The organism is Mycobacterium sp. IS-1742, assembly GCF_001500125.1.
Classification (GTDB): Bacteria; Actinomycetota; Actinomycetes; order Mycobacteriales; family Mycobacteriaceae; genus Mycobacterium.
The window spans coordinates 216,113-231,046 of sequence record NZ_LQIV01000043.1 but is presented as its reverse complement, the minus strand read 5'-3'; the positions used below and the strand labels follow the sequence as shown (position 1 = coordinate 231,046).

General features: G+C 69.5%; 12 protein-coding genes. All 12 read left to right on the top strand.

Translation table 11 applies throughout. From position 1 onward, the window contains the following. Positions 1-703: 703 nt before the first annotated feature. The 12 genes from AU196_RS22985 to eccD all read left to right on the top strand — a co-directional run bounded on the left by AU196_RS22985 (position 704) and on the right by eccD (position 14,933). On the top strand, positions 704-1,552 hold the full coding sequence (locus tag AU196_RS22985) for an ESX secretion-associated protein EspG (RefSeq protein ID WP_059097373.1): 849 nt from the start codon (positions 704-706) through the stop codon (positions 1,550-1,552). Between the two features lie 12 nt (positions 1,553-1,564). Further along, positions 1,565-2,083 (top strand): hypothetical protein, encoded by a 519-nt coding sequence (locus AU196_RS22980; RefSeq protein WP_059097401.1) that lies wholly within the window; start codon positions 1,565-1,567, stop codon positions 2,081-2,083. Further along, a complete protein-coding gene (gene eccA / locus AU196_RS22975) occupies positions 2,076-3,797 on the top strand; it encodes a type VII secretion AAA-ATPase EccA (RefSeq protein WP_059097372.1) in 1,722 nt (573 codons plus the stop codon). The genes AU196_RS22980 and eccA overlap by 8 nt, the downstream gene beginning before the upstream one ends. A gap of 3 nt (positions 3,798-3,800) precedes the next feature. Further along, positions 3,801-5,291: a type VII secretion protein EccB gene (eccB, locus tag AU196_RS22970; protein ID WP_059097371.1), complete on the top strand. Its 1,491-nt coding sequence runs from the start codon at positions 3,801-3,803 to the stop codon at positions 5,289-5,291. A 13-nt stretch (positions 5,292-5,304) separates the two neighbouring features. Further along, a complete protein-coding gene (eccCa, locus tag AU196_RS22965) occupies positions 5,305-7,545 on the top strand; it encodes a type VII secretion protein EccCa (RefSeq protein WP_059097370.1) in 2,241 nt (746 codons plus the stop codon). Next, entirely contained in the window at positions 7,542-9,332 is a 1,791-nt protein-coding gene (gene eccCb, locus AU196_RS22960) for a type VII secretion protein EccCb (RefSeq protein WP_059097369.1), read from the top strand. Before eccCa ends, eccCb begins: the two co-directional genes overlap by 4 nt. Positions 9,333-9,479: 147 nt before the next feature. Continuing rightward, entirely contained in the window at positions 9,480-9,773 is a 294-nt protein-coding gene (locus AU196_RS22955; protein WP_059097368.1) for a PE domain-containing protein, read from the top strand. Between the two features lie 51 nt (positions 9,774-9,824). Beyond that, positions 9,825-11,165 (top strand): PPE family protein, encoded by a 1,341-nt coding sequence (locus tag AU196_RS22950; protein ID WP_059097367.1) that lies wholly within the window; start codon positions 9,825-9,827, stop codon positions 11,163-11,165. A gap of 91 nt (positions 11,166-11,256) precedes the next feature. Further along, a complete protein-coding gene (locus AU196_RS22945) occupies positions 11,257-11,556 on the top strand; it encodes a WXG100 family type VII secretion target (RefSeq protein ID WP_059097366.1) in 300 nt (99 codons plus the stop codon). 30 nt (positions 11,557-11,586) lie between these two features. After that, positions 11,587-11,874, top strand: a complete 288-nt coding sequence (locus tag AU196_RS22940; protein WP_011557499.1) for a WXG100 family type VII secretion target — start codon at positions 11,587-11,589, stop codon at positions 11,872-11,874. A 105-nt stretch (positions 11,875-11,979) separates the two neighbouring features. Next, entirely contained in the window at positions 11,980-13,407 is a 1,428-nt protein-coding gene (locus AU196_RS22935; protein ID WP_059097365.1) for an ESX-1 associated ATP-binding protein EpsI N-terminal domain-containing protein, read from the top strand. Further along, a complete protein-coding gene (gene eccD, locus AU196_RS22930) occupies positions 13,404-14,933 on the top strand; it encodes a type VII secretion integral membrane protein EccD (protein ID WP_059097364.1) in 1,530 nt (509 codons plus the stop codon). Before AU196_RS22935 ends, eccD begins: the two co-directional genes overlap by 4 nt. Position 14,934: the final 1 nt, after the last annotated feature.

Below are 14,934 nucleotides of genomic sequence, written 5' to 3'. Positions count from 1 at the left end.
CGACGTGCCGACCGTGGTCACCGATCCGGAGCGGCGCGCCAGCTTCCGTGACACCCAGCAGATGCCGGCGGGGCCGCACGCCGTCCCGAGGGACCGGTGTCCGGTTCGAAGCTCTGGTCCTCCGGGCCGGTCCAGCCGAGCTCTCTGCGGAGGGCGTCATCGCGGTCGGTCACGGGGGTCTCCTCCGGTGGTCAGGCGAGACGGACGTCGCCCAGTATCGACCAAGTGCCCCCACGATTCGCGCGGCCCCGCCGGGCGTGCGAGATCAGCAAAGTCATGGCCTGCGGGCCGCCCCGGTGAGGCCACGGTGGGGCCACCCCTGTGCACCGGTAGCCAGGCCCGCCGCACGCGACGTGCCGGATTTTGCGTAGCGAAGGGTGCGACCGCGGGATGCGCCACGGCGCCACCGCCCTGAGCGTTCGCTGAGTAAGGCTTTCCACAGAGTTGAACGGCACAAGCATCCGCGGTTGTATATTGCTGACCAGTCGGTGGTTGCGCTGGTTCCGTACTCGAAAATCGTGCGCTGGAGGTGCCTGGTGCGCTGGTACGCTCACTTGCGGCGAGGGGTCGTCGAACGTGGTGTTTCGCCGACGCTGTTGCGGAACGCGGCAAAGGTCCGAACAATCCAGTCCGAACGCCACGATGCACACCGCGCGATGAGAGTTGGGGGTCCGATGGGTGAGCTGCGGGTCGCGGGAGTCCGATGATGGCCGGCGCACCGGCCGTGTCCAGCGGCACCCATTACGACGACGTCGTCGCCGTCGAGGTCACGATCGACGGGATGCTCGTCATCGCCGACCGGATGAGCGTGACGGACTTCCCGCCCTCGCTGGGTATCCGGCTGAACATCCCCCAGCCCGATCTCCGCAAGATCGTGTGGGATCAGGTGGCGCGGGATCTCACCGAGCAGGGCGTGCTGAACCTCTACGGTGATCCGCATCCCGAGGTCGCCGCGATGGTGGACACCCTGAGCCGGTCCGACCGGGTCCTCGAAGGGCGCTGGTGGCGCCGCGACGTCGGCGGCAAGATGGTCCGCTTCGTCGTCTGCCGCAAGGGCGACCGGCACGTCGTGGCCGCCCGCGACGACGAGATGTTGGTCCTGCAGCGCGTCGCGCCGCAGATCGGTCTCGCCAACATGGTCACCACGGTGCTCGGCAGAGCCGCGCCCGCCGACGTCGAACCGCTGACCGGGGTCGCCCGCACGCTCGCCGAGTGCCGCACTCCGAACGAGTTGCAGGCCTACGGGATCCCGCTGCCGTCGGCACGCGCCTACGCCGACATCATCAGCGAGCCGTCGAGTTGGGTGGAACTCACCGCGACCGAACGCCACCCGGGCGGCACCCAGACCATTGCGGACGTCGCGGCCGGGGTGCTCGACTCTCCGCACGGCCGCATCGTGTCGATCCCCCGCCGGGTCAGCGGTGAGCTCTACGGGAGCTTCCTGCCGGGAACGCAGGAGAACCTGCAGCGGGCGCTCGACGGGCTCGTCGAGTTCCTCCCGTCGAAGACGTGGTTCGACCACAGCGACGCCGACGGGTTCCACGGGGAGTGAGTGGGACCCTTCATGGCGGGTGACATGTCGCCGCGCGACCCCGACGACCTCGACGACAGCGCCGACGACCTGTCGGCGCTCGGCTTCTATCAACCGGTGCCCGTCGCGGACGACAGCGAGGTGGACGGCGGGGACCTCGTCGCGCTCGACGCGTTCGCCGGGTACGGGCCGCCCGTGGCCGACCCGGAGCCCGAACCGGAGCCGCTGTTCTCGGTGACGAACCCACCCGGCACCGTCACCGTCACCAGCCACCTCGACGGTCGTGTCCAGAGGATCGAACTGTCACCGCGGGTGGCACACATGTCGGAAACCGAACTCGCGGAGGAGATCGTGGTGATCGCGGGACTGGCCGCACAGGACGCCAAGTCGGCGCAATACGAGTACATGCTCGACGGGATGCGGGAACAGGGGCACGACGATCCCGCGACCCGCGACTTCCTGCAGCGCGACCTCGAACTGCCCACACCCGAGGAGGCTCGAGCGCGCCGCGCCGAGGTCTTCACCACCAGGTACGCGGGTAGCCATGAGTGACCATCTGGCCAGCCTCTTCGGCACTGCGGTCGGCATGCTGCCGAACGCCCCCGCCCGCTCGTACGAGATGTTCACCGACATCACCAACTACGACGAAACCGCCTGTGACGCATGGGTGGGACGCATCCGCTGCGGGGACATGGACCGGGTGACGCTGTTCCGGGCGTGGTACTCGCGGGGAAACTTCGGACAGCTCGCGGGCGCCGCCGAGGTCTCGATGAACAGCCTCGCCGCCCGCATCCCGATCGGCGGCCTGTTCGGGGAGATCACCTATCCGATCACCTCGCCGCTGGCGATCACGATGGGCTTCGCGGTGCATGAGGCGAAGGAAGGCAACTTCACCGACGCGATGGAGGCGCTGGAGAATGTGCCGCCCGGGGGCGCCGACCACCTGATCGCCTGGGTGAAGACCGTGATCTACGGTGCGGCCGAACGCTGGACCGACGTGATCGACCAGGTGCGCGGCGCGGGCGCCTGGCCGGACAAGTTCCTCGCCGCCGCCGCCGGGGTGGCCCACGGGGTGGCCGCGGCGAATCTGGGGCTGTTCACCGAGGCCGAACGGCGGCTCACGGAGATGAACACCTCACCCGCGGGCCAGGCCTGTGCGCCGACCATCGCCTGGTATCTGGCGATGACGTACCGCAGCCAGGGCAACGAGGACGGCGCCCGGGCGCTGCTGGAATGGCTGCAGGCCACCCATCCCGAGCCGAAGGTGACTGCCGCGCTTCGGGATCCGTCGTATCGCTTGGTGACGACCACGGCGGAGAAGATTGCCGCCCGTACCGATCCGTGGGATCCGGCGAGCGCGGTCGCCGACACCTCGGGGCGGGAGAGGCTGCTCGCGGACGCGCAGGCCGAACTCGACCGGCAGATCGGGTTGAGCCGGGTCAAGGAACAGATCGAGGCCTATCGCGCCGCCACCCAGATGGCCAAGATCCGGGCGGCCCGCGGGATGAAAGTGGCCCAGACGTCGAAGCACATGATCTTCGCCGGCCCGCCGGGTACGGGGAAGACGACCATCGCGCGGGTGGTGGCCAACATCCTCGCCGGGCTCGGGGTGATCTCCGAGCCCAAGCTCGTCGAGACCTCGCGTAAGGATTTCGTCGCCGAATACGAGGGCCAGTCGGCGGTCAAGACGGCCCGCACGATCGACCGGGCCGTCGGCGGGGTGCTGTTCATCGACGAGGCGTACACCCTGGTCCAGGAACGTGACGGCCGCGCGGACCCGTTCGGCACCGAAGCGCTCGACACCCTGCTGGCCCGCATGGAGAACGACCGCGACCGCCTGGTGGTGATCATCGCCGGGTACAGCGCCGACATCGACCGGCTGCTGGAGAGCAACGACGGCCTCCGGTCGCGCTTCGCCACCCGCATCGAATTCGACTCGTACTCTCCCGACGAGATCGTGGAGATAGCGAAAGTCATTGCGCTGGCGAACGATTCGGCGGTCAACGAGGACGCGGCCAAGCTCGTGCTCGAGGCTGCGACACTGCTCGGGCAGCGCACCCTGGGCGGTAAGCCCGCGCTGGACATCGCCGGCAACGGTCGCTACGCCCGGCAGCTGGTGGAGGCCGGCGAGCAGAGCCGCGACATGCGCCTGGCCCGGTCCCTGGACTTCGACAGCCTCGGCGTCGAGCAGCTGAGCGAAATCAACGGCGAGGACATGGCGTCGGCGATCTCCACCGTCCATGCCCGCCTGAACATCAGCGGGTGAGGCATGGCGAGTTTCCGGCTTACCACCAAGGTGCAGGTCAGCGGATGGCGCTTCCTGCTGCGCCGGGTCGAGCACGCGATCGTGCGCCGCGACACCCGGATGTTCGACGATCCACTGCAGTTCTACAGCCGCGCGGTGAGCGCGGGCATCATCATCGCGGTGCTGATCTGCCTGGGCGCGGCGCTGATGGCGTACTTCAAGCCGCTCGGGAAGCGCGGCGGTGACCAGCTGCTGGTCGACCGCACCACCAACCAGCTCTACGTCGTGATGCCCGGCGGCGGGGAGCTGCGGCCGGTGTACAACCTCACCTCCGCTCGCCTCGTGCTCGGCAACCCCGGTACCCCGGTCGCGGTGAAATCCGAAGAGCTGAACCGGATGTCGAAGGGCCAGCCGATCGGCATCCCCGGCGCGCCCTATGCGACGCCGGCCTCCGGCGCCGCCGAGTCGATGTGGACCCTGTGCGACACCGTCACCAAACCGGAGAGCGTGGTGCCGCGGGTGGAGACCTCGGTGCTGGTGCGTCCGCTGGTGGTCGACTCGACGGTCGCGCCGCTGCGCCCCGATCAGGGCATGCTGGTCTCGTTCCGGGGAGCCAACTGGTTGGTGACCGAAGGCGGCCGGCATTCGATCGACCTGGCCGACCGGGCGGTGACCTCGGCAGTGGGGATTCCGGTGACGGCGAGGGCGACCCCGATCTCCGAGGGTCTGTTCAACGCCCTGCCGAACGCCGGGCCGTGGCAGTTGCCCCAGGTGGCCCGGGCCGGTGAGCCCAATACGGTGGGGCTGCAGGCCGATCTGGTGATCGGGTCGGTGTTCGAGACGGTGACCGAATCCGACGATCAGCAGCACTACGTCGTGCTTCCCGACGGGGTGGCCCGCGTCAACGATCCCACCGCCGCGGCGCTGCGCGCCACCAACTCCTACGGGCTGATCGAGCCACCGATGGTGGAAGCCAGTGTGGTGGCGCGTATTCCGGAGCAGGTCTACGTCTCACCGCTGCCCGACAAGGCGCTCGACATCCTCCTGCGCCAGGACGATCCCACGCTGTGCTGGTCCTGGCAGCGGGTGGCGGGCGACCAGGCGCCGCGCACCACGGTCATCGCCGGCCGGCGGCTGCCGATCGCCTCATCCGCGCTCGGCACCGGCATCCGGCAGATCACCGGTAACTCCACGGTGTTCATCGACGGTGGGCAGTACATCCGGCTGCAGTCGCCGGACCCGCGCTACGGCGAGAGCCTCTACTACATCGACCCGCAGGGTGTGCGGTACGGCCTACCCGACGAGCAGACCGCCGGGAACCTCGGCCTGGTGGGGCCGTTGACCGCTCCGTGGCAGGTGGTGAGCCTGCTCGTCGACGGTCCGGTGCTGTCCAAGCAGGCCGCGTTGCTCGAACACGACACCCTGCCCGCGAACCCCAACCCGCGCAAGGTCGGCGAGGACGGCATGGAAGCCGGAGCGCAACCGGCCACATCACGCACCGGAGGCGGCGGATGACTGGAGTTCTCGCATGACGACGAAGAAGTTCACCCCGATCATCAAGCGGGGTCCGCGGCTGACCCCCGGCGAGATCACCGTGACGCCGCCGGACGATCTGGGTGTCGAGATCCCGCCGTCGGGCATGCAGCGGGCGCTGCCATGGGTGATGGGTGGCTGCATGCTCGGGATGATCGCGATCATGATCTTCACCGGTGTCCGGCAGTTGTCGCCGTACATGCTGATGATGCCGTTGATGATGGTGATGGCCACGGTGGGGTTCATGGCCGGCGGCGGGTCGGGCGCCAAGCGGGTGCCCGAGATCAACGCCGACCGCAAGGAGTACCTGCGGTACCTGTCCGGGCTGCGCACCCGGGTCACCTCGTCGGCGGCCGCACAGGTGACGTTCTTCAACTACCACGCACCACATCCCGAGGATCTGCTGTCGATCATCGGCACGAACCGTCAGTGGTCCAGGCAGGCCAACAGCGAGTTCTTCGCCGCGACACGGATCGGCCTGGGCTCCGAGCCGGCGGTGGACCGCCTGCTCAAACCGTCGATCGGCGGGGACGTCAACGGGCTGGCCGGACCGCAGGCCGCGCCGCAACCGCATCTCGAACCGGTCAGCCACATGTGGGTCACCAAATTCCTGCGCACCCACGGCCTCATCCACGACTGCCCGAAACTCCTTCAGCTGCGGTCGTTCCCGACGATCGCGATCGGTGGCGACACCGACGGAGCCGCCGCCCTGCTGGCGGCCATGGTCTGCCATCTGGCGGTGTTCCACCCGCCGGACCTGTTGCAGCTCCGGGTGCTCACCGACAATCCCGAGGACCCGAACTGGAGTTGGGTCAAATGGTTGCCGCACGTGCAGCATCAGAGCGACGTCGACGCCGCGGGCCCCACCAGGATGGTGTTCACCCGCCCGGACGGGTTGAGCGATCTGACCGCCCGCGGACCGCACACCGCCGACTCGGCGCCCAACGGCCCGTACGTCGTCGTGGTCGATCTCACCGGTGGGCGCGCCGGCTTTCCCGCCGACGGCCGCGCCGGTGTCACGGTGCTCACGCTCGGTAATCACAACGGCTCGGCCTACCGGATCCGGGTGGCCGCCGACGGCACCGCCGACGACCGGCTGCCGAACCAGAGTTTCCGCCTGGTCACCAACGCCAGCGACCGGCTGACGCCGGGTCAGGCCGGCCGCATCGCCCGCAAGCTGGCGGGCTGGTCGATCACCGGCGCGATCATCGACAAGAACGTGCGGGTGCAGAAGAAGGTCGCGACCGAATGGCATCAGCTCGTCGGGGCGCAGACCGTCGAGGAGGTGACGCCTGCGCGCTGGCGGATGTTCGCCGACACCGACCGCGACCGGCTGAAGATCCCGTTCGGCCACGAGCTGCGGACCGGCGACATCATGTACCTCGACATCAAGGAGGGCGCCGAGTTCGGCGCGGGCCCGCACGGCATGCTCATCGGCACCACCGGCTCGGGGAAATCGGAATTCCTTCGCACGCTGATTCTCTCGCTGGCCGCGACCCACCATCCCGACCAGGTGAACCTGCTGCTGACCGACTTCAAAGGCGGGTCGACGTTCCTCGGCATGGAGAAGCTGCCGCACACCGCGGCCGTCGTCACGAACATGGAGGAGGAAGCCGAACTCGTCAGCCGGATGGGTGAGGTGCTCACCGGTGAGCTGGACCGGCGGCAGTCGATTCTGCGTCAGGCCGGCATGCAGGTGGGCGCGGCGGGCGCGCTGTCCGGTGTGGCGGAGTACGAGAAGCACCGCGAACGCGGCGCCGATCTCCCACCGCTGCCGACGCTGTTCGTCGTCGTCGACGAGTTCGCCGAACTGCTGCAGAACCACCCCGACTTCATCGCCCTCTTCGACCGGATCTGCCGGGTGGGCCGCTCGCTGCGGGTGCATCTCCTGCTGGCCACGCAGTCGCTCAACACCGGCGGTGTGCGCATCGACAAACTCGAGCCGAACCTGACCTATCGAATCGCGTTGCGCACCACAAGTTCCGCGGAGTCCAAGGCGGTGATCGGGACGCCGGAGGCGCAGTACATCACCAATAAGGAGAGCGGTGTCGGCTTCCTGCGGGTGGGCATGGAGGATCCGGTGAAATTCCAGAGCGTCTACACCGGCACCCCGTACGTCCCGGCATCCGCGGTGCAGGACGACGGTGAGGTCAAACCCCGCCAGCCCCAGCGCAACCGCGTGCGGATCCACAAGTTCACCGCGACGCCGATCTTCGATACGGCGGTGTCGTCGTGACAGCGTCGAGGCAGGGCGCAGAACAGAAGGTCCTGCGGGAGGTCGTACTCGACCAGCTGACGACGGGTGAGATCCGCGCCTACCGGATGTGGCTGCCGCCGCTGACCGATCCGACGCCGGTCGACGAACTCGTCTCGCGGGACCATCAGCGCCGGCCGCTGCGGTTCGGGCTGGGCATCATGGACGAACCCCGCAGGCACCGCCAGGACATCTGGGGGGTGGACGTGTCGGCCGCCGGCGGCAACATCGCGGTCGGCGGGGCCCCGCAGACCGGCAAGTCGACGTTCCTGCAGACCCTGATCCTGTCGGCCGCGGCCACCCACTCACCGCGGGACGTGCAGTTCTACTGTGTCGATCTCGGCGGCGGCGGTCTGATGTACCTCGAGGACCTCCCGCATGTGGGCGGCGTCGCCACCCGTGCCGAACCCGACCGCGTCAACCGCGTGGTGGCGGAGGTCAAAGCCGTTCAGCGGCAACGGGAACGGACGTTCAAAGAGTTGCGGGTCGGTTCCATCGCGGGATACCGGCAGATGCGAGAGGACCCGAACAACCCGGCGGCCGCCGATCCGTTCGGCGACGTCTTCCTGGTGATCGACGGGTGGCCGGCGTTCGTCGCGGAGTTCCCGGACCTGGAACCGGTCGTCCAGGATCTCGCCGGCCAGGGCCTGGCGTTCGGGGTGCACGTGATCATCTCGACGCCGCGCTGGACGGAGCTGAAGTCGCGCGTCCGGGACTACCTCGGCACGAAGATCGAGTTCCGCCTCGGCGATGTGAACGAGACACAGATCGACCGCATCACCCGCGAGATCCCGGCCAACCGGCCGGGCCGGGCGATCTCGATGGAGAAGCACCACCTGATGATGGGGGTGCCCCGCCTCGACGGGCGGCACAGCACGGCCGACCTCGTCCCGGCGATCACGTCGGCCGTCGCCCGGATCGCCGCCCAGCACACGGCCCGGGCGCCGCAGGTGCGGGTGCTCCCGGAGCGGATCCATCTGAACGAGCTCGACCCCACCCCACCGGGACCCGATTCCGACTACCGCACCCGGTGGCGCATCCCGATCGGCGTGCGGGAGTCCGATCTGAGCGTCGCCTACAACCAGATGCAGATGACGCCGCACCTGTTGATCTTCGGTGCGCCCAAGTCCGGCAAAACGACGATCGCCCACGCGGTGGCCCAGGCGATCTGCCGCCGCAACAGCCCCCAGCAAGTGCGCTTCATGCTGGCCGATTACCGGTCGGCGTTGCTGGACGCGGTGCCGCAGAGCCATCTGCTCGACGCCGGCGCAGTCAACCGCAACCACGCATCACTGGAGGCGGCAATCAAGGCGCTGGCGACCAACCTGCAGAAACGGCTGCCACCGCCCGACCTGACCACCGCCCAGCTGCGGTCGCGGTCGTGGTGGAGCGGACCCGACGTGGTGCTGCTCGTCGACGACTGGCACATGATCGTCGCGGCCTCCGGCATGGTGCCGCCGATGGCGCCGCTCGCGCCGCTGCTCCCCGCGGCGGCCGACATCGGCCTGCACATCATCGTGACCTGCCAGATGAGCCAGGCGCATCGCGCCACGATGGACAAATTCGTGGGGGCGGCCTACGGCGCGGGGACCCCGACGCTGTTCCTGTCGGGGGAGAAGACGGAGTTCCCGTCGAGCGAGATCAAACTGCGAAAACGGCCGCCTGGCCAGGCGCTTCTGGTGTCTCCGGACGGTAAGGAGGTGGTCCAGGCGGCCTACGTGGATCCCCCGGAAGAAGAAGTGTTAGCACCACCCCCACAGGGCGGTTAGTATCTACCGAGAGCGTCACAGCAACGTTGGCGGTAAACAGCCAGCAAATAAGTCGGGGGATGAGTACGGAGACGACGAGGCACCAGTGCCCGAGCCGTTCGCCATCGCTTGTCCTGCTTACGGGGAACCAGTAAAGGAGATGCGCAAATGCAACCTCTCGAGCACAATCCGGGCGCGGCGGGCATCGGAGGCCAGGTCGTCGCAAATGGTGCACGGGGTCTGGCGGGTGGTACGGCGGCGACGGCGGCGGTGACCGCGCTGGTTCCCGCCGGCGCCGACGAGGTGTCGGCGATGGCCGCCGCCACCTTCGCCGCCGAGGGTGCCGAGACCCTGGCGCTGAACACCTTCGCGCAGGAGGAGCTCTCCCGGGCGGGTGCGGCGTTCATGGAGATCTCCGGCATCTACGCCGCCGTCGACGCCGCCAACGCCGGCACGTTCTAGCAGGCGCGGCGGAAGACCCAGCGGATCTCCTAGCGGAGCCGATCACACACCATGGCACTGACGGGCATACCTCTCCCACCGACCTGGACGGCGCTGCCGCCCGAGGTCAACACCGGCCGTCTGATGGCCGGAGCCGGCCCCGCGCCGATGCTCCAGGCCGCGGCCGGGTGGGAGGCGTTGGCCCTGCTGCTGGAGACCCAGGCCGACGAGCTCGCGGCCAGCCTGGCGAACCTGTCGTCGGTGTGGACGGGCGGCGCGAGTGAGCGGGCCGTGGCCGCGACCATGCCGATGGTCGTCTGGTTGCGGACCACCTCGGCGCAGGCCATGAAGCGGGCGCTCCAGGCGACGAACCAGGCAAACTCCTATTCCCTTGCATTGGCAACTACTCCGCCGATCCCGGAGATCGAACAGAACCACATCACGCACGCCGTGCTCGAGGCCACGAACTTCCTGGGCGTCAACACCGTGCCGATCGGGGTCAACGAGTTCGACTACTTCGTGCGGATGTGGAACCAGGCCGCGGGGGCGATGGACGTGTACCAGGCCGAGACGCAGCTGAACCTGCTGTTCGAACCGATCCCGCCGATGACGCCGATCGTCATCCCGGGTGTCGGGGAGGCCACCGGTGCCGCCGCGGTCGCCCAGGCGGGCGCGCGCGCGCCGATGGGGGCGGCCCGCAACGGGCTCGTCGCCAAGGCCAGCGCCACCGCCAAGATGGAGTCCGTCGGCCTCAACGCCGGCAGGGCGATGGCGCAGGGGAACATGGCCGCCCAGCGCGCCCAGGGTGCCGTGCAGAAGGGCGAGAACGCGGCCCAGCAGGCCGGGCAGCAACCGCAGGACCAGATGCTGCAGCAGGGCGTGCAGATGGGCGTGCAGATGGCCGGCCAGGCGGGCTCGATGGTTGCCCAGGTGCCGCAGCAGTTCGGGCAGATGGTGCAGACCCCGATGCAGATGCTGACCCAACCGCTGCAGCAGGTGTCGTCGATCTTCGGGCAGATGGGCGGCGGGTTCGGTGGCGAGAAGGCACAGGTCGGTCTCATCGGCGCCGCGCCGTTCTCCAACCACCCGCTCGCGGGCGGCTCCGGTGCGAGCTCGGGTGCCGGACTGGTGCGGGCGGCGTCGCTGCCCGGTGCCGGCGGGACCGCACCGCGCACCCCGCTGATGGCCAACCTGGTCGGCGACAAGATGGGTGCCGCCCCGGTTCCCGTCGGTGCCGGCGCCGCGGCCGGGGCGACCGTGGGCGGGCTGGCGCCGATCGGCGGCGCGGGCGGCGGGATGGGCCCGATGGGGATGGCCGGACAGCAGGGCAAGAGCGGCGGCTCGAAGCCGGGACTGACCGCGCCCGCACCACTCGCACACGACCTCGACGAGGACGACGGCGACGACTGGTGAGTCGTCGCCGACACAGACTTCCCGGTCACCTGACCGGAAGACTCGCCATTTCCGGTGGTGAGGACACAGGAAAAGAAGGATGTATCCAACAATGGCAATGAATACCGATATTGCTGTCCTCGCCAAGGAGGCCAGCAACTTCGAGCGGATCTCGGGCGAGCTGCAGGGCGTGATGCGGTCGGTGGACGCCACCGCCAACAGCCTGCTCCCGCAGTGGCGGGGGCAGGCCGGCGAGGCGGCCCAGGCGGCGCTGCTGCGCTACCAGGAGGCCGCTCAGGCGCAGATCCAGACCCTGACCGAGATCTCCTCCAACATCCACACCTCGGGCACCCAGTACGGCTCGACCGACGAGGATCAGGCCGGCACGCTCGCGTCGTCCATGAACCTCTGACCACCCACAGACCAACTCAAGGAGAAATCAATGTCGGAACAGGTATGGAACTTCGCGGGCATCGAGGGCGGCGCCGGCGAGATCAACGGCGCGGTCAGCACCACCCAGGGCTTGCTCGACGAGGGCAAGGCGTCGCTGGGCGCGCTGGCGGCGGTGTGGGGCGGCTCGGGTTCGGAGGCCTACCAGGCCGTGCAGGCCCGCTGGGACAACACCTCGGCGGAGCTGAACGCGGCCCTGCAGAACCTCGCGCAGACCATCAGCGAGGCCGGCTCCACCATGGCTCAGACCGAAGCCGGCGTCACCGGCATGTTCGCCTGACAGACAGCCGCATGAAGGTGGGCGGGCCGGCCGGCCCTCACGGAACCGGCCGAACTCGCCCACCTCCTGCGCTACGGCGCGATCCCACCATCGAGAGGCACCCCCATGTCGGCCGACTATGACCGGCTCTTCCACTCCCCAGACGCCGCTCAGACGCCTGACGAGGCGACCGTGCACGTCGACCGCGACGCCCTGATGCAGGGCAGCGCCGCGGCGCAGGCACCGGCAGGCGGTTCGACCCACGCCGACGGCGCTGCGCCGCCGCCGCTGCCGATCACCCCGCCGCGCACCCAGACCGCACCGGCACCGCCCCCGCGGCACGCCGAGATCACCACCCAGATGCCGCCCACCACGTCTGCGCCGCCGGCGCAGAGCCCGGCGCCGCAGCGGCCCCCGAACGGCATGATGCGCACCCCGCAGACCAACCTGCCGGGCGGCGCCCGCTTCGAGGCGCCGCGGCAGGCGGTCGCCCCGGCCCCGCGGCCCGCCCCGGCGCCGCCGCCGTCGGCGCACTTCGCCGACGCCGCTGCCGCCGAGGCGCCGTGGCAGCAGGGACAGCCACCCGCGCAGCCGGCCCCGACGTCCGCGGCGGCGATGGGCAACCACCGCGCCATCGACGCGCTGTCGCACGTGGGCGTCAAGTCGGCGGTCAAGATGCCGTCGCAACGCGGTTGGCGCCACGTGCTCTACCTGCTCACCCGGATCAACCTCGGTCTCTCGCCGGACGAGCTGTATGAGATGGACATGCATGCGCGGATCCGCCGCAACGCCCGCGACTCGTACCAGATCGGCGTCCTGGGCCTCAAGGGCGGCGTGGGCAAGACCGCCGTCACCGTGGCGCTGGGGTCGACGCTGGCCAAGGTGCGCGGCGACCGCATCCTGGCCATCGACGCCGACCCCGACGCGGGCAACCTCGCCGACCGGGCGGGGCGTCAGTCCGCGGCGACGATCGCCGATCTGCTCTCGGATCAGGAACTGGCCCGCTACAACGACATTCGCGCGTACACGAGCATGAACGGCGCTAACCTCGAGGTGCTGTCGTCGGAGGAGTACAGCCAGGCCCGCCGCGAATTCAACGACGACGACTGGAAGGGCGCGACGGAGGTCGTGTCGCGGTACTACAACCTCGTGCTCGCCGACTGCGGGGCCGGACTGTTCCAGCCCGCCGCGCGTGCGGTGCTGTCGACGGTGTCCGGGTTGGTGATCGTCGCCAGCGCATCGATCGACGGGGCCCGCCAGGCCGCGGTGACGATGGACTGGATGCGCCAGAACGGCTACCAGGATCTGCTGGGCCGGTCCTGCGTCGTCATCAACCACGTGGTGCCGGGCAAACCCAACATCGACGTCGCCGATCTTGTTCAGCAATTCGAGCGACACGTGGCGCCGGGCCGTGTCATCGTGCTGCCGTGGGACAAGCACATCGCGGCGGGCACGGAGATCCAGCTGGAACTGCTCGACAAGGTCTTCCAGCGACGGATCACCGAGTTGGCGGCCGCCTTGTCTGACGACTTCGACAGGCTCGAACGGCGTTGACCACCACCGCCGCGGCCTCCGCCGCCTCGAGCGTCACGCCCGGGCGGCCGTCGACCACCCGGGTCACGATCCTGACCGGCCGGCGCATGACCGATCTCGTGCTGCCCGCGGCGGCACCCGTCGAGACCTACATCGACGAGACCGTCGCGGTGCTCGCGGAGATCCTCGAGGACACCCCGAAGGACGTGTTGGCGGGGTTCGACTTCGCCGCGCAGGGGGTGTGGGCGTTCGCGCGTCCCGGCGCGCCGCCGTTGAAGGCCGACGAATCCCTCGACGACGCCGGGGTGGTCGACGGGTCGTTGCTGACGCTGGTGTCGGTGAGCCGGACGGAACGCTACCGTCCGCTGGTCGAAGACGTGATCGACGCGATCGCGGTGCTCGACGAGTCGCCCGAATTCGACCGCAACGCGCTGAACCGCTTCGTCGGTGTGGCGATTCCCCTTGTGTCCGTGGCGATCACACTGATGTCGCTGATCTCGTGGGACCGCACCGGGCAGAGCCTGTGGTGGGCGCCGGCCTTGGCGGTGCTCGGACTCGGCCTGCTCGGCGGCAGCATGCTGGCGCAGAACCGGTACGCCAACCTGGACATGGCCGAGAGCCTGCTGATCGCCGCGCTGCCCGCGCTCGCCGGTGCCGCGGCGCTGGCCGTGCCGCTGCCCAACGGCGTCGGATCGCTGGGCGCGCCGCAACTGGCGGGCGCAGGAGCGGTGGTGCTGCTGTTGACCCTGGCGACCAGGGGCGGACCGCGCAAGCGCGCCGAGATCGCGGCGTTCCTGGCGGTCGCGACCGCGGCGCTGACGGCGGCAGCCGTCGCCTACGGCTACGGCTGGCAGTACTGGGTGCCCGCGGGTGCGGTGGCGTTCGGCCTGATCGTGCTCACCAACGCGGCGAAGCTGACGGTGGCGGTGGCCCGGATCGCCCTGCCCCCGATCCCCGCACCCGGTGAGACCGTCACCAACGACGAACTCCTCGACCCCGTCACGTCCCGCGAGGGCGCCGACGAGGAATCGCCGACCTGGCAGGCCATCATCGCGTCGGTGCCCGAATCGGCGGCCCGGTTGCAGGAACGCAGCGTGCTGGCCAAGAAACTGTTGATCGGCTTCCTGACCGCGGGTGCGCTGATCCTGGCGGTCGGTGCGATCGCGGTGGTCGTGCAGGGGCACTTCTTCGTCCACAGCCTGATCGTCGCCGGACTGGTCGCCGCGATCTGCGGCTTCCGGTCCCGGCTGTACGCGGAGCGCTGGTGTGCCTGGGCACTGTTGGCGGTCACCGTGATCGTCCCGACGGGCGTGATGGTCCGGCTGTGCCAGTGGTATCCCGACGACGCGTGGCTGGTGCTCGCGCTCTACACCGCGCTGGGCGCGGTGGCGCTGGTGATCATCGGAGCGACTGACGGCGTGCGCCGGGTGTCGCCGGTGACCAAACGGATCCTCGAGCTGGTCGACGGCGCGGCGATCGCGGCGGTCATCCCGCTGCTGCTCTGGATCGCCAGCGTGTACGACGTGCTGCGCAACCTGCGCTTCTAGG

Coding starts and splice junctions, on each gene's coding strand:
- eccB (WP_059097371.1), top strand. CDS start 3,801: ATGGCGAGTTTCCGGCTTACCACCAAGGTGCAGGTCAGCGGATGGCGC.
- eccA (WP_059097372.1), top strand. CDS start 2,076: ATGAGTGACCATCTGGCCAGCCTCTTCGGCACTGCGGTCGGCATGCTG.
- eccCa (WP_059097370.1), top strand. CDS start 5,305: ATGACGACGAAGAAGTTCACCCCGATCATCAAGCGGGGTCCGCGGCTG.
- AU196_RS22945 (WP_059097366.1), top strand. CDS start 11,257: ATGGCAATGAATACCGATATTGCTGTCCTCGCCAAGGAGGCCAGCAAC.
- AU196_RS22935 (WP_059097365.1), top strand. CDS start 11,980: ATGTCGGCCGACTATGACCGGCTCTTCCACTCCCCAGACGCCGCTCAG.
- AU196_RS22950 (WP_059097367.1), top strand. CDS start 9,825: ATGGCACTGACGGGCATACCTCTCCCACCGACCTGGACGGCGCTGCCG.
- AU196_RS22980 (WP_059097401.1), top strand. CDS start 1,565: ATGGCGGGTGACATGTCGCCGCGCGACCCCGACGACCTCGACGACAGC.
- AU196_RS22940 (WP_011557499.1), top strand. CDS start 11,587: ATGTCGGAACAGGTATGGAACTTCGCGGGCATCGAGGGCGGCGCCGGC.
- AU196_RS22955 (WP_059097368.1), top strand. CDS start 9,480: ATGCAACCTCTCGAGCACAATCCGGGCGCGGCGGGCATCGGAGGCCAG.
- AU196_RS22985 (WP_059097373.1), top strand. CDS start 704: ATGATGGCCGGCGCACCGGCCGTGTCCAGCGGCACCCATTACGACGAC.